Below are 21,677 nucleotides of genomic sequence, written 5' to 3' on the forward strand. Positions count from 1 at the left end.
ACTAACGGCTCGACAAGCATGCGTCGGCCCGGTCGAGGATGCTGTCGAGGATGTGGTCGAAGTTGACGTCGTCGGCCATGCCGATCCGGTACCCACGGCCGGGAATCGAGGCGATCAACGGCATCGCTTCGGAGTCGATCACCTGTTCCCAATACTCACGGGGGAATTGGACCTCGGGTGTGCGGCTCTGTAATCGTTGCAACACGGCCGAACTCCGCACCAGCACCGAGACAGCCGTGTAGGTATCGAAGGCCTGTTTGGCGGTGAGCCCTGCCGCCACCAGTGCTGCCACCGGCTGTTCGATCTTCTCCAGTGCGGTGCGCGCCGCCGGAATGCCCCGAGTGCCGCGGATCAGGATGAGGTCGCACACAATTGGATTGCTCGTGAACATCTCGCGCATCCGGTGGGCGTGGGCGCGCAGCGACTCGCGCCAGGTGGCGGGCTCAATGGCCAGCACGCTGAAATCGTAATCGAGCAGGATGCGCTCGGTCATGGCATCGAGCAGCTCATCCTTGCGGCGGAAGTGCCAGTAGATGCTGGTCACTCCGACATCGAGGTGGCGGGCCAGCTGCGGCATACTGAGGTTGTCGATCGATACCTCGTCGGCGATTTCGAAAGCGCCGCGCAGGATCTCGTCGATACTGATCGACCCGCGCTCGCGGCGTCGGCGACCACGGGTGCTCGCGGGTCTGACCATGACGGCGCCCTTCTAGCGGACCGGCTCGAACGTGACGGGTATGTCCGTGGGGGAGCGGAACGGCTGGCCGAAGATGTGCGGGTCGTCGTCGGTGACCAGCTCGAGGTTGCGCACCCGGGAAAGTAGGCTTTCCATGGCCACCCGGGTCTCCATACGGGCCAGGTGCAACCCCATGCAGGTGTGTTCGCCTGCAGCAAAGGTGATGTGCGGCAACCGCTTCCGGAAAATGTCGAACTCCTCGGGCCGTTCCCAGCGATTCTCGTCACGGTTCGCCGACCCGATGCAGACGTCGATGACCGCGTCGGCGGGCAGCGCCACACCGTCGAGTTCGGTGTCCTGGCTGGCCGAGCGTTGCACGGTGGTGAGGGGAGTTTCGTAGCGCAACCCCTCCTCGATGGCCGCGTCGATCAGCCCATGGTCGGCCTGTACCGCAGCGAATTGCTCAGGATGGGTGAGGAGCAGATAGATCAGATTGCCCGAGGAGCGGTAGGTGGTCTCCAGGCCGGCGGGCAGGAGCAAGCGAAGGAAGGAGAAGATGGCCTCGTCGGTCAGCTTCTCGCCGTCGATCTCCGCGGTGACCAGATCGCCGATGATGTCGTCGGTGGGCCTGGACCGGCGAAGTTCGATCTGCCCGAGGAAGTAGTCCTTGAGCGCCGCGGAGGCCTCGAAAGCACGCTTGTATTTCACCGTGTAGCTGATCAGTTCGACGGCGCGCTGACGGAACCAGGGCAGGTCTTCTTCGGGTAGTCCGAGCAGTGTCGAGATCACCCGGGTGGGGAATTCGAAGGTGAAGTCGCGCACCAGATCGGCGCTCCCGGTGTCGATGAATTCGTCAACCAGTGCCTCGCAGATCGGGCGCACGATCTCGGGTTCCCAGCGCTGTAGGGATCGCGACTTGAACGCGGCCGAGACCAGGTTTCGATGGTCGCGGTGGGTCTTGCCCTCCATGGCCAGGATGGTGGGACCGATGAACAGCCCGATGGTGTTGTCGTAGATCTTCGAGTTGAAGGACTTGCCGTCCCGGAACACAGTATTGACCGCGTCGAACGATACTGCGGCGAATTGATGTTCCGGCAGAAGGGATTCCGGCGTCTTGGACCAGTCCATCACCGAGCCGCGGAACACGCCGTGCCTGGCGCGGTGCCGCGCGAAGATCGGGTACGGATCGCGCAGCAGGGTGGCCGTATCGACGACGGACTCGCCGGCAGTTTCGTCAGAAGCGACAACCTGCACTTGACTATCCACAGCTCACCTCAACCGCTCGGAACGGACCGATCACACTGATGCATATTACTGTAAATATTACAGTAACGGAATCGACGCGGGTCGGAACAGTCAGAGCGGGATCGGGGCCCCGTTGCTCATCGACGCGATGAAACCGGCGTCGACCTGGATGTCCTGACCGTTGATCCAACGCGCCTCAGGGGAGGCCAGGAAGCCGATCAGCGGGACCACGTCGTCGACGGTGGCGTGCCGGCCGACTGTGGCACGCACCAGGTCGAGCACGTCTTTGCCCATGGTCTGTTCGAAGTCGGTCAGGATCGGCGTCTCGACCGGGCCCGGGCTGACGGTGTTGACCCGCACGCCGTACTTGGTCCAGGCCGGGCCTGCCACCCGCTTGACGAACAGGATGGCGGCCTGCTTGGAAGTGGTGTACACCGGGAAATTCGGATCCTGGCCGGCTTGCCACTGCGCCACCGCATCCCCATCGGTCAGTTCGAGAAGCCCGTCCAGCACGTCGACGCGCTGCTGCCAGCCCAGAGCCGCGGTCGAGGCCACCGTGACGATCGACCCGCCGTGACGCAGGAGCGGCAGCATGCCCTCGGCCATCAGTCGCATGCCGAGATAGTTGACCTTGAGCACGTCGGCGGCCGGCGCGGTGCCCGGAACCCCGGCGACGTGCGCGAGCATGTCCCAGCCGTCCCCGATCTCACCCAGAAGTCGCGCGATGTCGCCGGCATCCCGAAGGTCGCAGGTCGCATGCTCCGATGCCGGGGTGTCGTTGGTGCGCAGGTCGACCGCGAGTACGTGGTCGCCCCGCTCGAAGAAGTGCGCCGCGGTGGCCGCTCCGATTCCGGATCCGGCTCCGACGACGACGATCCTGCGCGCGGTTTCCGACATGCCCAACCTCTCACCGAATGAACGACAGTAAGGATGACTGTAAACAATTCGGGCTAGCCGGACAATCGGCTCCTACCTGCTTGACGGGTGCTACCGTGAGCCTTACCGGAGGGACCTTCGGGATGTGGGCGACGCGTGCCTGGCGAGGGGACGGAATCGATGAGTGCGCTGGAGGAGCGCGCTGGGGTACAACCGCAGCGCGACGGTCTCGACGAGGTGCTGGCTGCCCAGCGCTGCTCTTTCATCGCCGATGGGCCGCCCGATATCGCGCTGCGCCGCAACCGTATTGACCGGCTGCTCGCGATGGTCCTCGACAACTCGGAAGATTTCGTCGCCGCTACCGCTGCCGACTATGGGTCACGTTCCCGGTCGGCGGCGTTCTTCGCCGAGATCCTCGGCATGCTTTCGGTCATCGAGCACACCAGAGCGCATGTGCCGCAATGGATGCGTGCGACCAAGCTGATGCGGGCAGCCCGGTTCGCGGGTCTGCGCGCCGAAGTGCTGCCGAGCCCGCTCGGCGTGATCGGCGTGATCGGTCCGTGGAACTTCCCGATCCAACTGACGGTGCTGCCCGCGGCGGCCGCATTCGCCGCAGGCAACCGGGTGATGATGAAGATGTCTGAGGTCACGCCACGTACCGCCGAACTGATGGCGGCGACAGTCCCGAGGTACTTCGATCCGACCGAGTTGAGAGTCGTGACCGGTGGGCCGGATGTCGCCGCTGAGTTCGCGGGCCTGCCGTTCGACCACCTGTTTTTCACCGGCTCGCCTTCGGTGGGAAAGCTTGTCGCCCGGGCCGCGTCGGACAACCTCGTTCCCGTCACGCTGGAGCTGGGGGGCAAGAACCCGGTGGTCGTGGCGCCCGGCGCCGACATCGAACGGGCGGCCAATCGAATCGCCCAGGCGCGCATGGTCAATGGCGGTCAGGTGTGTGTATGCCCTGACTATGTCTTCGTACCGGAAGCTGAGGTCGACCGGTTCGTCGCAGTGGCGCGCAAGACCTTGACCAACCTGTTTCCCACCGTCGTGGGCAATCCCGACTACTGCTCCTCGGTGAACCAGGCCAATTTCGACCGCGTCGTCGGCCTGATCGCGGACGCGCGTGCGCACGGGGCTCGAATCGATTCCGTGGTCCCGGCGGGGGAAGTGCTGCCCGATCCGGGCTCGCGCAAGATCGCGCCGACCATTGTGCGTGACGTCGATGACCGGATGCAGATCGCGAGCGAGGAAGTGTTCGGTCCCGTGCTGATGGTCCGCGGCTACGCCGGCCTCACCGAGGCGGTCGACCACATCAACGCCAACCCGTCACCGTTGGTGGCGTATTGGTTCGGTCCCGACAACGCCGATTTCCGGCACTTCGTCAGCCACACCCGCAGCGGTGGGGTGGCCCGCAATGACTTTGCCGCGCACATGATCCCGTCCGACGCCCCGTTCGGTGGCGTCGGCCGCAGCGGCACCGGCGCCTACCACGGCAAGGCCGGCTTCGATGCATTCAGCCACTACCGCACCGTGGTCGGCAGTGACCTGCCATTCAGTGTCACGGGGCAGGCGGCGAGGCCGTTCAGCGCGGCCATGCGGGTCAGCGCGGACCTCAGCCTGCGACGGGCCCGCAGCCGGACCGCCGCCCGGCTCAAGAAGTTTCGCTGAGCGCCTGCTCGCGGGCCCACCGGTAGTCGGCTTTACCGGCCGGGCTGCGCTCGATGACCGGGCGGAACACCACGGCCTTGGGCAGCTTGTAGCGGGCGATCGAGGTTTCGGCGTGCGCGATGAGCTCGTCGGCCCCGGCCACAGCACCCTGGGCCAGTGCCACGACAGCCACTACCTCCTGTCCCCAGCGCTCGCTGGGGCGGCCGGCGACGACGACGTCCTGCACCGCCGGGTGCGAGGCGATCGCGGACTCGACCTCCTCGGCGAAGATCTTCTCGCCGCCGGAGTTGATGGTCACCGAATCGCGGCCTAGGAGTTCGATTGCACCGCTGCCCAGATGGCGGGCCCGATCGCCGGGCGTCGCGTAGCGCACGCCGTCGATCACCGGGAATGTCGCCGCAGTCTTGGCGGCATCGCCCTTGTATCCCAGTGGCACGAACCCTCGCTGCGCCAGCCAGCCCAGCCCCTCGTGGCCGGCGGTCAGGACCGCGGTGAAATCCTCGGTCACCACACAGGTGTCGGGTCCGGCGTTGAACGTTCCGGTCGACACCGCACCGGGAGCAGACATGTGGCTCATCTGGGCGCCGGTCTCCGATGACCCCACTCCGTCGACGACGATGAGATTGGCCTTGGCGTCGATGAGTTGCTGTTTGACGTAAGGGGTCAGCTGCGCTCCGCCGTTCGCCACGACCGACAGAGACGACACGTCTGCGGTGCCACCCTTGATCGCATCCAGCAGCGGGCGGGCCATTGCGTCACCGACGACGGTGGCCACCAGTACCTGTTCGCGTTCGATGGTGCGCACCACGTCGTCGGCATCGAAACGATCGACCACACTGGGGAATACGAGGGTCTGGCCGGTGGTGATCGCGGTCATCGCGGCCCATTGCGCGGCACCGTGGATCAGCGGTGGGAGGATCATCAGCTTGGTGCCGGGATTCTCGGCCGCACGGCCGACGATTTCCTCGACGGACTGTGACTTGTCCCCGGTCATCATGTTGCGTCCGCCGAACGCGGTCATGAAGATGTCGTGCTGGCGCCACAGCACGCCCTTGGGCATGCCGGTCGTGCCGCCGGTGTACAGGACGTAGAGGTCGTCCGGGCTGGGCTCCACGGGTGCGTACACGGGCGTCGGGGTGTCGGCCACGATCGTGTCGTAATCGACTGCTCCGTGGAGCAATTCGTTGCCGGATCCGTCGGCGATCTGGATCAGGACCCGCAGAGCAGGCAGTTCGGGCAGCACCTCGGCCACCCGGGGTGCGAATGCCGCGTGATACACCAACGCCGACGCCCCGGAATCGGCCAGCAGGTATTGCAATTCGTTCTTGACGTAACGGTAGTTGACGTTGAATGGAGCGACTCTGGACCGGAAGGCACCGAGCAGCGATTCGACGAACTCCGGTCCGTTGTAGGCATAGATGCCCAGTAGGTCCTGACCTACCTCATGGCCGGCCAGGTCACCACGTTCGGTCTGTGCTCCCAGACCGCGCGAATGCAGGTATGCCGCCAGGCGATTCGACCGGTCGACGACCTGGCGGTAGCTGAAGCGCCGGTCGCCCTGGACTATCAGGGAGCGGTCCGGTATGGCGGTGGCGACGGCCTCGGCGACGGCCGGAACGGTGAACTGCACGGGGCTCTCCTAGCGGCGGGTTTGGTCAGCGCTGCCAGACACGCAGCAGGTCTTCGGTGGTGGTGACGGTGGCAAGAAGGGACAGCGTATTGTCGATCACCGCGTCGGCATAGGCCGTCGGAATTCCGGCTACCGCATCGCGTGGCAGTACCACCCGGTACCCGGCGTTGACCGCGTCCATCACCAGGTTGGTGATCGCGATGTTCACCGAGACGCCGACGGCCACGATCGTGCGCACGCCGAGATTGCGCAGGACGGCATCGAGGTCGGTGCCACCCATCGGCCCCAGGCCGTGCCAGCGGGAGAGCACGAGATCATCTGGCTCCGGGCCGAATTCGGGCAGTAGTGCGGCGCCCGGGCTGCCTGGCAGTATCCCCACGTCGCTGCGGCCGATGGCGAAGATCTTGGCGTTGTGGTTGGAGCCCAATCCATCCGGGCGCCGCTGCACCAGGCAGTGCACCACCTGTGTGGAGACCGCCCGCGCGACGGGTAACAGGCGGGCGATGTTGGGCAGCGCCTCCCGGCGGGCCTCATCGGCCAATGCGGCCAACCCGGCGTCAGGACCGACCACCGCGCCCTGGCATTCCTGGGTGATGATCGCGGTGTGCTCGGGTGCGACCAGCTCGCTCAGATCGGGTCTCATACGCCGGCGACAGCACTCTCGACCGGGGGCACCTCATAAAACTGGGTGGCCCACTTGCGCATCGCCATATAGGGTTTGGCGTCGATCTTGGCCAGCGGGGGATGCTCGACGTACTTCTGATAGCGCCAGATGTCGCAGTCTTCCCACACGGTCTTGAGGAACTGCTTCTCGACCTTTGCGCGGACGTGATCCGGTGGGATGTCCGACCCGGAAGCCGTGCCTGATTCTTTGGGCCACCAGATTGAATAGAACATGTCCGACACCTCGTCGTCGACCGGAGTGCAGGCGAAGATCAACCGGTGGTTGGACGAGCCCTCAAAGGCGCTCATCGCGAAGCCGAGTCCGGAGAAGTGGCTGTGGATTCGCAGTGCCATCTTGTTCGGGTCGTCGCTGCGGGCGTCGGGCCAGCCGGTGAGAAAGCGCCATTCCTCGTCGACATGTTCCCAGTGCAGACACACCGGAGTCACGCTGGCACCGTGTACGTAGCGGAAATGTGAACTGTCCGGCCCATTTTCGGCCACGATCTGCGGGTGCACCGGGATGGCGTCGGCCCGGCTGGAGAACTCCGGGTAGGGCCGGTAGTACGCGTCCGGATCGGTGTTGAACTGAGGGAACTTGTGGAAGATGTCGGGCAGCTCCCACTGCGGCTCCAAACCGGCGGGCTGGTACCACATGAAGATGCAGCCGTACTGTTCCTTGACCGGGTAGGACCTAAGCCGGAGACCACGGTTGGGCTTGTCGGGCTGATACGGAATGTAGGTGTTGTTGCCCTCCGGCCCCCAGCGCCAGCCGTGGAATGGGCACTCCACGCAATCGCCGACGACCTTGCCGCCGTGACCGATGTGGGCGCCGAGATGCTTGCAATGGGCTTCCAGTACATGCAACTCGCCGGACTCGTCGCGGTACGCCGCGAGGTCCTCGCCGAAGTACTTCAGCGCACGCACGTCGCCGACCTCGTACTCGGCCGACCAGCCGATCATGAACCAGCCGGTGACCTTCCAGGTGAACGGCACTTTCATGGCCGCCTGCCTCCCTGTCTCCACTGCTCTCGCAATACCTACGGAAGACATTACAGTAGTCATTTCTGGATAGGGAAGATGCGGTATCGTCGCATCCGCCGAAACCGCATTCCGGCAGGTGCGCTCTCGCACTTTTCCTGCTGGAATACCGTTTCGGCGGGTGTACTTTTCCGCAACCAACCAGGAGGTGACCCGTTGTCCGACGACATCGAGGCGATCAAGCAGCTCAAAGCCCGCTATTGCCGGTTCCTGGACACCAAGGACATCGATGCCTGGCGGGGATTGTTCGTCGACGACGTCGTGGTGACGCTCGACATGGCTGTGTCGACCGGCGGTGCAGATCCTCAGACGGCCCCACCGTTGAAGAGCTTTGACGAGTTCTTCCCGGTGGTCTGGGGTGGGGTGGAGAACGCGGCGACCGTCCACCACTGCCACACCCCGGAGATCATGCTGACCTCTGACACCACCGCGACTGGCATCTGGGCCATGGAGGACATGTTGTTCTTCCCCGATGGCGGCGAGTTGCACGGGGCCGGCCACTATCACGAGACCTACGAAAAGCGTGACGGCACATGGCGGATCACCAGCCTGCACCTTACCCGGACTCTGTTGAAGTTCACGACGGCTTAGCCGATCACCATTTCGCCGAACGCCTTGATGTAGTCGAGCGCGGCAGTGGGGCTGCTGCCGTCCACATGCACGACCGCCCAGGTGGCGCCGTGGCCGGCGAGTTCAGCCATTGCCTCTCGTGCCGCGCGAAGTGACGCCTCGTCGTCCAGATCCGTATGCGGACACACGACCTGGATGTCGACGGAGTGCGGGTCACGGCCGGCGTCGGCGAGGCGGTCGCGCAGTCGCTGCACGGCAGTGGCGAATTGCTCGGCGTCTTCGATGGCGGTTGTGCGCATCGTCGTGGCCATGCCTGCCCCGGCGATGATCGGCATCCACCCGTTGCCGTGCTCGACCACGCGCCGGATCGCGGCGGCGCCGTTTCCGCCGATCCAGATCGGGGGATGGGGCTGCTGCGCCGTGTGCTGCAGCGAGACCGGGCCCACTGCGCCGAAACCCACGCCGGCAAAAGGGTGTTCGGGTTTCGTCCAGATGGAACGCAGCGCCACCAATGCTTCGTCGAGCAACTCGGCACGTCGGTCGATGTCGACGCCCACCGCCGCGAACTCCGATCGCAGATAGCCCGCACCGACGCCGGCGATCAACCGGCCGGCGGAGATCAGGTCCAGGCTGCCCAGCGCCTTGGCCGACAGGTACGGATTGCGGAATGGCAGTACGTACAGATTGGTCATCAGCCGGATGCGTGTGGTGGCGGCCGCCATGAAACTCAGCGCGGCGATCGGGTCCAGGGTGTTGTGGCCGCCGTTGATCCGCCATTTGACCGAAGGGGCCGGATGTTCGCTGAGGGCGACGGCCGAGAAGCCCGCGGCTTCGGCCTGGGTAGCGACCGCGCGGATGGCCCCGGGCTGCAGGAAATCGTCAGGTGCGGTGGGCAGTTCGCTCGGGTATTCCAGGGTGTATTTCAAACGATCTCCCCATATCGTCACACTACTGTAACGATTACAGTAACATCCATGGCCGATCGTCAGACGGGATGGAGCAGCGATGGATGGCCGACGGAAAGTACTCGTCATGGGCGCAAGCGGAAACATCGGGGCCTGCGTCACCCGCCAACTTGTCGAGCGCGGCGACGATGTGCGGGTACTGCTGCGTAAGAGCAGCTCCACCAGAGGCATCGACGGCGTCGACGTCGAACGTTGTTACGGCGATATCTTCGACACCGACGCAGTAGCCGCTGCCATGGCCGATCGAGATGTCGTCTTCTACTGCGTGGTCGACACTCGCGCCCACCTCTCAGATCCGACGCCGCTGTTCTCCACCAATGTGGAGGGCCTGCGCAATGTGCTCGACGTGGCGGTGAATGCCGACCTGCAACGTTTCGTGTTCCTGTCCACCATCGGGACCATCGCGATCAGTGACGACGGTGCAACCGTCGACGAGGACACCCCGTTCAACTGGGCGGGGAAGGGGGGACCGTATATCGAATCCCGGCGTCAGGCCGAAGGTCTGGTGCTGTCGTACGCGCGTGAGCGTGGCCTGCCGGCCGTGGCGATGTGCGTGTCCAACCCGTACGGACCGCCGGATTGGCAGCCGAAGCAGGGTGCTTTGATCGCCTTGGCGGCGTTCGGCAAGACACCCGTGTACATCCGCGGGGTAGGTGCCGAGGTGGTCGGCATCGATGACGCTGCAGCAGCACTCGTCCTGGCTGCCGAGCACGGGCGCATCGGCGAACGCTACATCGTCTCGGAAAGCTATATGACCCAACGGGAGATGTTCACCGCAGCCGCCGAGGCAGTAGGCGCCCGACCGCCCAGGTTCGGGGTGCCGATGGCATTGGTCTACGCGGTCGGTTGGCTCGCCGGCCTGTCCAATCGGTTCTTGGGCACCGATCAGCCGATGAACCTCACCGCCGTCCGGCTGTTGTGGCTGACCTCCCCGGCGGACCACGGCAAGGCCACGCGTGACCTGGGGTGGAAACCGGCGCCGACGGCGGAATCGATCGGCCGCGCTGCCCAGTTCTACGTCGACCGAAAGAACCGCAACGAGAAGGTCATCGATCTGTGAGTGCCACGGATTCAGACTTCGCCTTTGATGTGGTAGTCGTCGGTGCCGGGTTCTCCGGCCTGTATGCGCTGCACCGGCTCCGCGAAGCGGGGCTGCGGGTGCGGGTTCTGGAGAAAGCCGATGATGTCGGCGGCACCTGGCTGGTCAACCGCTATCCGGGTGCGCGCTGTGACATCGAGAGCATCGAATACTCCTACAGCTTCAGCGACGAGATCCAGCAGGAGTGGGTCTGGACGGAGACGATGCCGGCTCAGCCGGAGATCGAGGCGTATCTGAACTTTGTCGCCGACCGGCTCGACCTTCGCCGTGACATCGCATTCGGTACCGAGGTCGTGGCGATGACTTTCGACGACGGCATCGCTCAGTGGGCGGTCACCACCGCCGACGGTCAGACTCTGCGCACATCGTTCGTGGTGGCTGCCACCGGAATCCTCTCAGTCCCAATCGAACCCGACATTGCGGGGATGGGGAGCTTCACCGGAACCTCGCTGTTCACCAGTCGCTGGCCACGCGACGGCATCGACCTGACCGGCAGGCGCGTCGGGGTGATCGGCACCGGGTCCACCGGTGTTCAGCTGATCCCGGTGGTAGCGGGGCAGTGCGAAGATCTCACGGTGTTCCAGCGGTCCCCGGCGTTCACCCTGCCGTGGCAGGTCCGGTCCTTCGAACCCGGGGAACTCGAGGCGCTCAAGGCTGATTACGCGGCCATCCGCGCTGCGCAGCGGGAACATCCGGTCGGGGCGGCTCGGCTCAGTGCGTTCTCGGTGCTCCTCGAGATGCTGGTGCGGCCCCCGGTGAAATCGGCGTCGCCCGAGGAGAAACGGCACGCCGTCGAGGAACACGGCGTGATGGGCGCCCTGAATTGGGGTGACGTCTTCTTCGACATCGACGCCAACCAAATGGCCACCGAGCTCTACGGCCAAGCCGTCGCCCAGATCGTCACCGACCCGGAAACCGCGGCCTCGTTGACCCCCAGCCATCCCTTCGCGTGCAAGCGGCCGATCATCGATCAGGGCTACTACGAGACGTACAACCGCGACAACGTCACCCTCGTCGATCTACGCAAGGGTGCCATCCGCGAGGTCACTCCGACTGGGATCTCCACCGAGCAAGGCGATTTCGAACTCGATGTGATCGTGTACGCCACCGGCTTCGACGCGATGACCGGCGCGGTGAGCCGCATCGACGTGCGCGGCCGGAATGGGCTGGTGCTGGGGGAGTACTGGGCCAAGGAGGGCGCGTTGTCCTACCTGGGCTTGGCCGTGGCCGGATTCCCCAACCTGTTCACCATCCAGGGGCCGGGAAGTCCCTCGGCGGCGACCAATTTCGTGGCCGCTCTGGAGCAACACGTGGAGTGGATCGCGGACTGCATCGTGTATCTGACGGCCGGTGGGCGCCGGAGCATCGAGGCGACGCCGCAGGCGCAGGCGGAATGGGTCGAGCACACCACGGCGTTGGTGGCGCCCACGGTGCTGATGCATCCGAGCTGCAACTCCTGGTACAACGGCGGCAACGTGCCCGGCAAGAAGCGGATGTATCTGGGCTACACCGCGGGCATCCCCGAGTACCGTCGCCGCTGTGACGAGATCGCTGCTGACGGCTACCCGGGATTCACCATTGATTAGAGCCGCCCGCATCGCCTGGGAACTCGGCGGCGTGGTGCCTCGCTCGGTCGGCGCCCTGGCGGGTCAATGGAATCCGCTGTCGGTCACCGGTCTGCGTCAGCTCGGTGAGGTTACCCTCGATGAGCTGGTGGTCACCGGTATGACCCTTACCGGGCCGCCGCCACAATTGCCACGACCGCTGCGCGACTATCAGCCGGTGGCCGACGAACTGGCCGCACTCGGCATCGATGGGGCACACCCCTGCCCGGATACCCTTCAGGTCAAGCGCATCCGGCCGCGCCGGTTCGGTGCGCTGACCTTCGAGGAGCTGGTGTTCGACCACGAGCCCGCGCTGCCGGCCTCGGTTCTGGCCGACGGTCACGGTGGTGTGGCTACGGCCCGGGTGCGGCTGTATCGCTGCGGCGACGATCTGCGGCCCTGGCTGGTCTGGGTGCACGGCGCGGGCCAGGGCGATTCGATGGACCTGCTGGTGGCCAGGGTGCGGCAGTTGCGGGACCTCGGATTCAATGTGGCGCTGCCCGTGCAGCCCGGACACGGCCCGCGGCGCGGTTCCTGGCCGGAGTATCCCGCTCGCGATCCGCTGGCCAATGTGGCCGGCATGATGCGCGCGGTGTCGGAGGTCCGGGCACTGATGGGCTGGCTGGAACCGCAGGCATCCTGGATCGCGGTCGCCGGACTCTCGCTGGGTAGTGCGGTGGCAGCGCTGGTTTCGCATCTGGATACCCGGGTCGGCGCGGTGGCGCTGTATACCCCGATCTTGGGTCTCAACGCGATGATCGGGATGCACCTGGGGCGCTGGGGATCGGCGGGACAGCAATCCGCGCGAGATCTGCAGTCGGCCACAGTGGCGGCGATGACCTCAGTGATCGACCCGCTGCGCACCCGTCCGCATGCTGACCGGCGCCTCATCGTCGGTGCCTGGCATGACCAGATGGCCATGCGCAGTTCGGCACTGGCGATGCACGAGCAGTGGGGTGGGGAACTCTACTGGCACGATGGCAGCCATGTCGGGCACTTGTTTTCCGGAGCGGTGCAGGATGTGACCGAGCGGTTCCTAACGGCCGTAGCTTGACGTGATCCGCGCCCGCACACAGTCGATCTCGTGGTCGAGGTCGTGATCCTCGGGCAGGACCACCCACTGGAACGCGATACCGAAGATCGATCCGGTGATGTCCCGGAGCGCCATGTCGACATCGATGTCGGGCCGCAGAGAACCGTCTGCGATACCCACCCGCAGCCCGGCTTCGATCTTGACAGCCGCCCCGGCCAATTGGGCGCGCACCCCGTCGCGCAACGGCGACGTGGTCTTCGCGGCCTCGAAGGCCGACACGAACATGGCTCTGGTCACCGCTGCATCCTCGGCGTGAATCTCCTGCACGCGGTCGAAATGCGCCAGCACCTGCTGTAGCCCGGTGGCGCCGGGTTCGGCCTCGGGATTCAGGCGCGCCACATACACCTCCTGGAAGGCGTCGAGGATGGCGTCCTTGCTGCCGTAGCGGGCATGCACCATGGCCCGGCTGTACCCGGCGCGCCGGCCGATCTCAGCGGCGGTTGTTGCCTCCCAGCCCTTTTCGACGATCAACTCGGCGGCAGCCTGCAGTAACCGGCGCGAGGACTGCTCGACGCGCTCCGGCTGGGTGAGTCCCTGGGCTGGGGAAGGCACCCTTGCATATTAGACGGCCGACAACTAACTTAGTTGTTCGGCGTCAAATTTCTGTGGGGAGATCAAGGGTGACATCAGTCGCAGTGCCTGTCTCGGAACCGGTGCCCAGGGGTATCGACGAGGTCACCCCGCCGTGGTTGACGGAGGCGCTGGGTGTGCCGGTGACGTCCGTGCGGGCTGAGCGGATTGCCTTGGACACCGGCTTCTCCGCAGCGTTGTACCGGATCCATCTGAGCGGATCCGAGGGTGTCCCAGAGACTTTGATCGTCAAGCTGCCCGCCGACTCACTGGCGCGGGGCGGGATGGAGATGCTCGGGGGCTACCAACGCGAGTTGTTCTTCTACCGGCACGTCGCGCCAGATGCACCCATCGCCACACCACACTGCTATGTCGCAAGGATGTCCGGCACCGACTTCGTCCTCGTGCTCGAAGATCTGCAGGACTGGGAGAACGCCGACCATCTGGCCGGGCTGTCGCTGCCGCGTGCCCAGCTCTGTATCGAACAGTTGGCCGGTCTGCACACGTGGTCGGCCGGTGTCGATGATGCGGTACTGCGGCACTTCCCGAGCATCGACAGCACGATGACCCGTGACCTCTTCCTGCCCGCATTCGCCCCTGGGTGGCAGCTGTACCGAGACCACACCGGTCGGCCGATACCTCCGAACGTCGCCGCATTCGCTGAACGGTTCGCCGATCAAGCACCTGCCGCGCTCGCCGCGCTGTCAAAACGGAACATGTTGCTGCACGGAGATATTCGAGCCGACAACATGTTCTTCCGCGACGATGCGCTGAAGCTGGTGGACTTCCAGCTGTCCGTCCGCGGTGCGGGTGCGGCCGATATCGCGTATCTGGTCAGCCAGGGTCTGCCCACCGATGTACGCCGTGGCCTGGACGAGGAATTGTTGCGTGAGTACGTCAGTCAGGTCGACGGGTACACGTTCGACGAGGCTTGGCGGCACTATCGTCTCGCGACTGCGTTGCTGCTGTACATGCCGGTGGTCGCACTGCTCACCTGGGACGTCGCCCCTGAACGGTCCCGGCAGCTGTGTCTGACGCTCATCGACCGCGCCGTCGCCGCCATCGAAGACGTCGACGCATTGGGGGAGTTCTCATGAGAACCGCGCGTGAAGTGGTGGAACAGTACAACTGGGTGGTCTGGAACGAGAAGGATTTCGCGCTCGCCGAAGAGCTGCTGGGGGACACCGTCACCCGCCACGATGTGGGGGAGGTGAAGGTGCTGACCCACGAAGAGGCGGTCAACCGGGTCATCGACCACTGGGCGATGTTCGAGACCATCCGGTTCGACCTGAACCTGATTATCGCGGGAGACGATGGCGAGCACGTCGCGATCGTGTACGAATCACCGATGACGTCCATCGACGGTAATACCCTGACGATCAGCAGTATGGAGATCTTCCGAGTCGTCGACGGCCGGATCACCGAAGTCTGGAATTGTGGTTACAAACAAGGAGTCTGGTCATGACCGACGAGCGCTTGCGCGAGGAGCCGAAATGACCGACGAGCGCTTGCGCGAGGAGCCGAAATGACCGACGAGCGCTTGCGCGAGGAGCTGAAATGAGCGAACCCGTACTCGACGAGCTCGGCTACTACCTGCTGGCCGGTGCGGGCGGTGAAGGTCCGGCCACGCTGATGGACGAAGCGCGCCGCGGTGAGGAACTCGGGTTCGGTACCGCATTCATCTCCGAGCGGTGGAACGTCAAGGAAGCCTCCTCGCTCGTCGGCGCCGCCTGCGCGGTGACCGAACGTATGCAGATCGCCACGGCGGCCACCAACCACAACACCCGTCACCCGCTGATCACCGGATCGTGGGCGACGACGATGCACCGATTGTCACGGGGCCGATTCACCTTGGGCATCGGCCGCGGCATCGCAGCCATGTACAACGCCTTCGGGGTGCCTGCGGTGACGACCGCGCAGATGGAAGATTTCGCACAGGTCATGCGCAGGTTGTGGCACGGCGAGGTGGTCTTCAACCACGACGGGCCGATCGGCAAGTATCAGGTGCTGTTCCTCGACCCCGACTTCAACGAGGACATCCGGCTGGCGATTGTGGCCTTCGGTCCGCAGACACTCGCCCTGGGCGGGCGGGAGTTCGACGACGTCATCCTGCACACCTACTTCACCCCGGAGACGCTGCAACGCGCGGTCAAGACCGTCAAGGATGCCGCCGAGCAGGCCGGCCGTGACCCCGACAGTGTGCGGGTGTGGTCATGCTTTGCCACCGTGGGCGATCACCTGCCCGAGGAACTGCGACTGAAGAAGACCGTGGCCCGCCTCGCCACGTACCTGCAGGGCTACGGCGACCTGCTGGTGAGCACCAACAACTGGGATCCGGCTGTGCTGCAACGCTTCCGGGCAGACTCAGTCGTCACCTCAATCCCGGGCGGCATCGACCACAAGGCCAGCGCCGAGCAGATCGAGCACATCGCGACCCTGATCCCCGACGAATGGCTCGAACCGTCGGCCACCGGATCGGCGAGCCAGTGCGTGGACCGCATCCGCAAAGAATTCGACTACGGCGCCGACGCGGTGATCATGCACGGGGCCACCCCCGACGAGCTCGAGCCGATCGTGACCGAGTACCGGGCCGGCTAGACGCCCATACTCGCGGGGCGCGGGTCAGGGCATGATCAGGGTGCGCGATACGGGTTCGGCGACCGCCTGACGGCTGAAGATGCCGTGCTGCAGGGTCACCAGCAGTGCGTTGCGGGTCTCCTCCGGGGAGATGAGCTCGTCGAAGCCGAGGTGACCTGCCGACCGGAAGGACGCCTCCAGCTCCATCTTCTTGAGCACCTCGGTGTAGTCCTCACCGGCGTGGGTGGCGGCGCTGAGTGCGGCCGCGCCCATGGCGCCCATCGTCGCGCCGGGATAGGCGAATGTCGCGACCTGGTCGTCAAAACCCAGCAGAGACATGACCATCGAGCCGAATCCGAAGGCCTTGCGAAGTGTGACGTGAAGCTTGAGCGTCGTCGCGGCCGTCTGAGCGGCGAACATCCGCGCGCCGCTGCGCAATACGCCACTGCGTTCGGACCGGCTGCCCGGCAGCATGCCGGGATTGTCGGCGAGGAACACGATCGGTAGGTGGAACGAGTCGGCCACGGTGATGAAATGCGCTGCCTTGTCGGCGGCGTCGGCATCGATGGAACCCGCCATCACCTGCGGCTGATTGGCCACCACCGCTACCGGATAGCCGCCGAGGTGGGCCAGAGCGCAGATGATCGCGCGCCCGAATTTCGGCTGCACCTCGAACCAGTCGGGCCGGTCGAAGATCTCGTCGATCACCGCGCGCATGTCGTAGATCTGGCGGTTGTCGCGGGACACGATGTCGAGGATCTCTGGCGTCGGGCGCGGATCGGCGGTGTCATCGGCAAGCCTGGTCGGCGGATACGACCATGCACTGGAAGGGAAGTAGGACAGATAGCGCCGGATGTCGTCGATGGCTGTCTCGTCGTCCTCGGCGTAGTTGTGAATGACGCCGCTGGCCAGTGCCACGTTCGGGCCGCCGAGATCCTCCTTCGAAATATCCTCTCCGGTCGACTCTTTCACCACCGGGGGACCGGCGGTGAAGATCGCGCCTTGCCGGCTCATGATGCTGAAGTCGCACACCGGGGCCACCAGGGCACCGTGACCGGCGGACGGGCCGAGGATCGCCGATACGGTGGGCACCTTTCCCGAACATCTTGCCTGGGCGATCAGGTCTGTCGGTGTGCGTCCGTAGTGCTCTCCGCTGGGGCGGAAACCCGCGCCCTCCAACAACATCACGAGTGGGATCTTGTTGCGCAAGGCCAATTCGGCCAGCCGGTACCGTTTGGCGTTGCCGCCCGGGCCGATGCTGCCGGCCAGCGTGGTGAAATCCTCGGCGCCCACCATCACCGGCGTTCCGTCGATGCGGCCCGAGCCTGCCACGAGCCCATCGGCGGCGATGTCGCCACCGACCAGGGTGCCGAATTCCTGAAAGGTGCCCGGATCCAGCAGTCGCGCGATCCGCGCACGAGCGTCGAGCTTGCCCTTGCTGTGGTGCTTGGCCAACCGCTCGGGACCGCCCATGCCGTGGGTGTGCTCACGTCGACGAGCAAGGTCCTCGAGAGTTTCCTTCCACTCCGGGTCGTTCGTCATGCCGCCGTCCTTTTGTCGAGCGCTCGAGCTTGGTGCCCAAGCCTACCGCCGTTGACCATACTGAATTGCTTACTGTAGCGTCGATCAGGTGCTCGGTTCGCGCATGGTGAAACACGCTGGCAAAGGAATCTGTCGCCAATGAGTGACCCCGTTCCTCGCGCTGTCAAAGTCGACCGCGGCATTCCCAGCCGGCTCGCCGAAGTTCGCGATGTCGCCCGTGAGCTCGAGGCGAGCGGTTACGACGGATGCTGGACCGGTGAGATCAACCACGATCCGTTCCTGCCCCTCGCGCTTGCGGCCGAGCACACCGAGCGGATCCAGATAGGCACGAGCATCGCGGTGGCCTTCGCGCGCAATCCGATGACGATGGCCCAGCTGGGCTGGGATCTGCAGACGTACTCGGGCGGGCGCTTCGTTCTGGGGCTGGGCACGCAGATCCAGCCGCACGTCGAAAAGCGATTCAGTATGCCGTGGAGCCACCCGGCTCGCCGCATGCGCGAGTACATCGATGCGCTGCAAGCGATTTGGGGATGCTGGCGCGATGGCGCAAAGCTGCGGTTCGAGGGGGAGTTCTACACCCACAAGATCATGACGCCCATGTTCACCCCGGAACCGTCGGACCTGCCGTTCCCCAAGGTGTTCCTGGCCGCGGTGGGGGAGCTGATGACCGAAGTGTGCGGTGAGATGGCCGACGGACTGCTGGCCCACGCATTCACCACCCGGCGCTACCTGGACGAGGTGACCACGGTCGCGTTGCAGCGCGGAATGGACCGCAGTGCGCGGGATCGCGCCGACTTCGAGTTGTCCTGCCCGGTGTTCCTGGTGACCGGCGCAGACGAGCAGGAGATGGCCGCGGCGTCGATCGCGACCCGCAAACAACTCGCCTTCTACGGCTCGACGCCGGCCTACCGCAAAGTCTTGGAGCTGCACGGCTGGGGCGATCTGCACACCGAACTGCACAGGCTGTCACTCGCCGGTCAGTGGGACGCGATGGGTGAGCTCATCGATGACGAGGTGCTCGACGCCTTCGCCGTCGTCGCCCCGGTCCCCGACCTCGCCGCGGCGTTGCGACGCCGCTGCGACGGTGTCATCGATCGCGTGCTGCCAGGTTTTCCCGCCGCGGTGTCCCCAGACACCGTGAATGCGGTGCTGCAGGAGTTTCGAGAATGCCCGCCAGTGAGGAGCAACGTATGACCGTCCGCACCGTCGACGATGTCGCCAGAATGTTCGCCAACCCGTCGGCGTACACCGACGAGGTGACATTGCACGCGGACCTGGCCCACCTGCGGGCCAACGCCCCGGTGTCCTGGGTCGAGGTACCCGACTATGCCCCGTTCTGGGGGATCACCAAGCACGCAGACATCATGGAGATCGAGCGTGCCAACGACATCTTCACCAACTCGCCACGCCCGGTATTGGTCACCCGCGAGGGCGACGAGCAGCAGGCTGCGATCGGAATCCGGACGTTGATCCACACGGACGACCCACTGCATCGCGACCTGCGGGCCATCGGAGCCAACTGGTTCCGGCCAAAGGCCATGCGCGCGTTGAAGGACCGCGCCGACGAACTGGCCAAGCGGTTCGTCGACAGAATGGTCGACGAGGGGCCGGAATGCGATTTCGTGCAGCAGGTCGCCGTGAACTATCCGCTGTACATGATCATGACGCTGCTCGGTGTACCCGAGTCGGACTTTGCCTTCATGCTCAAGCTCACCCAGGAGCTGTTCGGCAGTGACGACGACGAGTTCAAGCGCGGCACCAGCATGGAGGAGCAGGGCATGGCGCTGCTCGAAATGTTCCAGTACTTCACCGAACTGACCGCCTCACGTCGGGCGAATCCGACCGACGACCTCGCTTCGACGATCGCCAACGCCACGCTGGACGGCGAGCCGCTGTCCGATATCGACACCGTTTCCTATTACGCGATCATCGCCGCTGCCGGCCACGACACCAGCAGTGCCAGCATTTCTGGAGGCATGCACGCGCTGCTGCAGAATCCCGACCAACTGGCCCGGCTGCAGAACGACATGAGTCTGATGCCGCTGGCGGTCGAGGAGATGGTCCGGTGGACGACACCGGTCAAGGAGTTCATGCGTACCGCGCAACAGGACTACGAGATTCGTGGTGTACGCATCGCGAAGGGCGAGTCGGTACTGCTGTCCTATGTCTCGGGTAACCGAGACGAGGACGTCTTCGTAGATCCGTTCCGCTTCGATGTCGGGCGAGACCCCAACAAACACATCGCGTTCGGCTACGGTGTGCATTTCTGCCTCGGTGCCGCACTGGCCCGGATGGAGATCAACAGCTTCTTCTCCGAGCTGCTACCGCGGTTGCGCTCCGCAGAGCTCATCGGCGTACCGCAGCACATGGCCACGACATTCGTCGGTGGTCTCAAGCACCTGCCAGTGAGGTATTCGCTGCGTTAGGCGCGCCGAGCAGACACAAAACTGTCCCTTTCCGCTCGGAAAGGGACAGTTTTGTGTCTGCTCGCGGGAGGAAGTGGCTTACTCGCTGCCCGAGTTGCCCCGCGCCGCGGCGTGCAGCGCGTCAGCGCGGGTGCCCTGCTCGTGGTGACTCAGCGCCTGGATCGAAACATCGTGCCCCTCGGCGGATTTGCGGAGTGCGCCGACGGTGGCCTGCTCGCGCGAGATGTGGGTGAACGGATCGAACGAGTACCAGCGCATGGCGTTCTCGTGGGTCATCTTGTTGATCTCGTCGTCGGGAACGTTGTTCTCGGTCAACACATCCCACAGCTCCTCGGGAGCGCCCGGCCACATCGAGTCGCTGTGGGGATAGTCGGCTTCCCAGCAGATGTTGTCGATGCCGATCTTGTTGCGCAGTGTCACGCCGACCGGGTCGGAGATGAAGCAGGTCAGGAAGTGGTCGCGGAATACCTCGCTGGGTACCTTGCCGCCGAAGTTCTGCTTCGTCCAGGTCGAGTGCATCTCGTAGGTGCGGTCGACGCGCTCCAGGAAATACGGAATCCAGCCGGTGCCGCCCTCGGACAGGCCGATCTTGAGATCCGGATAATCCTTGATGGGCTTGGACCACAACAGATCCGCGGCGGCCTGCACGATGTTCATCGGCTGCAGGGTGATCATCACGTCCAGCGGTGCGTCCGGGGCTGTGATGGCCAGCTTGCCCGAGGACCCGATGTGCACGTTGAGCACGGTGTTGGTGTCGCACAACGCCTTCCACAGCGGAGTCCAGTAATCATCATGGAAACTGGGATAACCCATCGCCGCCGGGTTCTCGCTGAACGTCAGGGCGTGCACGCCCTTCTTCGACACCCGGCGGACCTCTTGGGCGCACGCCTCGGCATCCCAGATCACCGGCAGCGCCATCGGGATGAAGCGGGCAGGATAGGCGCCGCACCATTCATCGATGTGCCAGTCGTTGTAGGCCTGCACCAGAGCCAGGGAGAACTCGGGATCCTCGGTGGCGAACAGGCGGCCGGCGAAGCCGGGGAAGGACGGGAAGCAGATCGACCCGAGGATGCCGCCGGCGTTCATATCCTTGACGCGTTCGTCGACGTCGTAGCAGCCCTTCCGGATCTCGTCGAGGCCCTGAGGTTCCAGGCCGTACTCCTCCTTCGGGCGGCCGGCGACCGCGTTCAGTGCGACGTTGGGAATGACGATGTCGCGAAACTGCCACGTGTCGCTGCCGTCGGGGTTGTGCACCAGGCGTGGTGCCTCATCGGCGTACTTCTTGGGAAGGTGATTCTTGAACATGTCAGGCGGTTCGACGATGTGATCGTCCACGCTGATCAGGATCATGTCGTCTTTGTTCACGAACGCGCTCCATTCACGACGGCCTTACCGTATGGGCGACAGTTTAGCCGGACGCGACGACTTCAGACCA

The 21,677-nt window shown here is 64.9% G+C and carries 20 protein-coding genes; 10 read left to right on the forward strand and 10 right to left on the reverse strand.

Annotated features, from left to right (window positions below; all coding sequences use genetic code 11):
- Position 1: 1 nt before the first annotated feature.
- The 3 genes from ACZY08_RS13570 to ACZY08_RS13580 form a co-directional block, all read right to left on the reverse strand.
- Complete coding sequence (locus ACZY08_RS13570) at positions 2–697, reverse strand: TetR/AcrR family transcriptional regulator (RefSeq protein ID WP_463744362.1); 696 nt, start codon at positions 695–697, stop codon at positions 2–4.
- Positions 698–709: 12 nt separating this feature from the next.
- Complete coding sequence (locus ACZY08_RS13575; protein WP_463745254.1) at positions 710–1,930, reverse strand: cytochrome P450; 1,221 nt, start codon at positions 1,928–1,930, stop codon at positions 710–712.
- A gap of 102 nt (positions 1,931–2,032) precedes the next feature.
- Positions 2,033–2,818, reverse strand: a complete 786-nt coding sequence (locus ACZY08_RS13580; RefSeq protein WP_463744361.1) for an SDR family oxidoreductase — start codon at positions 2,816–2,818, stop codon at positions 2,033–2,035.
- 159 nt (positions 2,819–2,977) lie between these two features.
- On the opposite strand from ACZY08_RS13580, the gene ACZY08_RS13585 reads away from it, so the two are divergent.
- The gene (locus ACZY08_RS13585; RefSeq protein ID WP_463744360.1) at positions 2,978–4,465 is read left to right on the forward strand and encodes an aldehyde dehydrogenase family protein; all 1,488 of its coding nucleotides are present in this window, start codon (positions 2,978–2,980) and stop codon (positions 4,463–4,465) included.
- Here ACZY08_RS13585 and ACZY08_RS13590 read toward each other — a convergent pair.
- The 3 genes from ACZY08_RS13590 to ACZY08_RS13600 are packed head-to-tail and all read right to left on the reverse strand — an operon-like array spanning position 4,449 to position 7,757.
- Positions 4,449–6,095: an acyl-CoA synthetase gene (locus ACZY08_RS13590; RefSeq protein ID WP_463744359.1), complete on the reverse strand. Its 1,647-nt coding sequence runs from the start codon at positions 6,093–6,095 to the stop codon at positions 4,449–4,451. The two genes, ACZY08_RS13585 and ACZY08_RS13590, sit on opposite strands and share 17 nt — an antisense overlap.
- Before the next feature lie 25 nt (positions 6,096–6,120).
- On the reverse strand, positions 6,121–6,738 hold the full coding sequence (locus tag ACZY08_RS13595; protein ID WP_463744358.1) for a cysteine hydrolase family protein: 618 nt from the start codon (positions 6,736–6,738) through the stop codon (positions 6,121–6,123).
- Complete coding sequence (locus ACZY08_RS13600; RefSeq protein WP_463744357.1) at positions 6,735–7,757, reverse strand: Rieske 2Fe-2S domain-containing protein; 1,023 nt, start codon at positions 7,755–7,757, stop codon at positions 6,735–6,737. The genes ACZY08_RS13595 and ACZY08_RS13600 overlap by 4 nt, the downstream gene beginning before the upstream one ends.
- A 195-nt stretch (positions 7,758–7,952) precedes the next feature.
- On the opposite strand from ACZY08_RS13600, the gene ACZY08_RS13605 reads away from it, so the two are divergent.
- Positions 7,953–8,387: a nuclear transport factor 2 family protein gene (locus tag ACZY08_RS13605; protein ID WP_463744356.1), complete on the forward strand. Its 435-nt coding sequence runs from the start codon at positions 7,953–7,955 to the stop codon at positions 8,385–8,387.
- On the opposite strand, the gene ACZY08_RS13610 is transcribed toward ACZY08_RS13605, so the two are convergent.
- Positions 8,384–9,292, reverse strand: a complete 909-nt coding sequence (locus tag ACZY08_RS13610) for an LLM class F420-dependent oxidoreductase (protein WP_463744355.1) — start codon at positions 9,290–9,292, stop codon at positions 8,384–8,386. The genes ACZY08_RS13605 and ACZY08_RS13610 overlap by 4 nt on opposite strands.
- 79 nt (positions 9,293–9,371) lie before the next feature.
- On the opposite strand from ACZY08_RS13610, the gene ACZY08_RS13615 reads away from it, so the two are divergent.
- From ACZY08_RS13615 to ACZY08_RS13625, 3 genes are read left to right on the forward strand one after another with little or no spacing between them, the layout of a single operon-like run.
- Complete coding sequence (locus ACZY08_RS13615) at positions 9,372–10,391, forward strand: NAD-dependent epimerase/dehydratase family protein (RefSeq protein ID WP_463744354.1); 1,020 nt, start codon at positions 9,372–9,374, stop codon at positions 10,389–10,391.
- Positions 10,388–12,016 (forward strand): flavin-containing monooxygenase, encoded by a 1,629-nt coding sequence (locus ACZY08_RS13620; protein ID WP_463744353.1) that lies wholly within the window; start codon positions 10,388–10,390, stop codon positions 12,014–12,016. The genes ACZY08_RS13615 and ACZY08_RS13620 overlap by 4 nt, the downstream gene beginning before the upstream one ends.
- A complete protein-coding gene (locus ACZY08_RS13625) occupies positions 11,970–13,088 on the forward strand; it encodes an alpha/beta hydrolase family protein (RefSeq protein ID WP_463744352.1) in 1,119 nt (372 codons plus the stop codon). Before ACZY08_RS13620 ends, ACZY08_RS13625 begins: the two co-directional genes overlap by 47 nt.
- On the opposite strand, the gene ACZY08_RS13630 is transcribed toward ACZY08_RS13625, so the two are convergent.
- Positions 13,071–13,679 carry a TetR/AcrR family transcriptional regulator gene (locus ACZY08_RS13630; RefSeq protein WP_463744351.1) on the reverse strand — a complete coding sequence of 203 codons (609 nt, stop codon included), beginning with the start codon at positions 13,677–13,679 and terminating at the stop codon, positions 13,071–13,073. The genes ACZY08_RS13625 and ACZY08_RS13630 overlap by 18 nt on opposite strands.
- Before the next feature lie 68 nt (positions 13,680–13,747).
- Between ACZY08_RS13630 and ACZY08_RS13635 the strand changes: the two genes are divergently transcribed.
- From ACZY08_RS13635 to ACZY08_RS13645, 3 genes are all read left to right on the forward strand, one after another.
- Complete coding sequence (locus ACZY08_RS13635) at positions 13,748–14,794, forward strand: phosphotransferase (RefSeq protein ID WP_463744350.1); 1,047 nt, start codon at positions 13,748–13,750, stop codon at positions 14,792–14,794.
- Positions 14,791–15,162 carry a nuclear transport factor 2 family protein gene (locus ACZY08_RS13640; RefSeq protein WP_463744349.1) on the forward strand — a complete coding sequence of 124 codons (372 nt, stop codon included), beginning with the start codon at positions 14,791–14,793 and terminating at the stop codon, positions 15,160–15,162. Before ACZY08_RS13635 ends, ACZY08_RS13640 begins: the two co-directional genes overlap by 4 nt.
- Before the next feature lie 92 nt (positions 15,163–15,254).
- On the forward strand, positions 15,255–16,295 hold the full coding sequence (locus ACZY08_RS13645) for a TIGR03857 family LLM class F420-dependent oxidoreductase (protein WP_463744348.1): 1,041 nt from the start codon (positions 15,255–15,257) through the stop codon (positions 16,293–16,295).
- 24 nt (positions 16,296–16,319) lie between these two features.
- On the opposite strand, the gene ACZY08_RS13650 is transcribed toward ACZY08_RS13645, so the two are convergent.
- The gene (locus ACZY08_RS13650; protein ID WP_463744347.1) at positions 16,320–17,816 is read right to left on the reverse strand and encodes an acyl-CoA carboxylase subunit beta; all 1,497 of its coding nucleotides are present in this window, start codon (positions 17,814–17,816) and stop codon (positions 16,320–16,322) included.
- A gap of 138 nt (positions 17,817–17,954) precedes the next feature.
- Here ACZY08_RS13650 and ACZY08_RS13655 point away from each other — a divergent pair, with 138 nt between their 5' ends.
- Together ACZY08_RS13655 and ACZY08_RS13660 are read left to right on the forward strand one after the other, a co-directional pair.
- Positions 17,955–19,010, forward strand: a complete 1,056-nt coding sequence (locus ACZY08_RS13655; RefSeq protein WP_463744346.1) for an LLM class F420-dependent oxidoreductase — start codon at positions 17,955–17,957, stop codon at positions 19,008–19,010.
- Entirely contained in the window at positions 19,007–20,242 is a 1,236-nt protein-coding gene (locus tag ACZY08_RS13660; RefSeq protein ID WP_463744345.1) for a cytochrome P450, read from the forward strand. The genes ACZY08_RS13655 and ACZY08_RS13660 overlap by 4 nt, the downstream gene beginning before the upstream one ends.
- Positions 20,243–20,320: 78 nt before the next feature.
- Here ACZY08_RS13660 and ACZY08_RS13665 read toward each other — a convergent pair whose 3' ends face one another.
- Positions 20,321–21,607: an amidohydrolase family protein gene (locus tag ACZY08_RS13665; protein WP_463744344.1), complete on the reverse strand. Its 1,287-nt coding sequence runs from the start codon at positions 21,605–21,607 to the stop codon at positions 20,321–20,323.
- Between the last annotated feature and the right edge of the window lie 70 nt (positions 21,608–21,677).

This window comes from Mycobacterium sp. IDUB_9 (genome assembly GCF_055419505.1).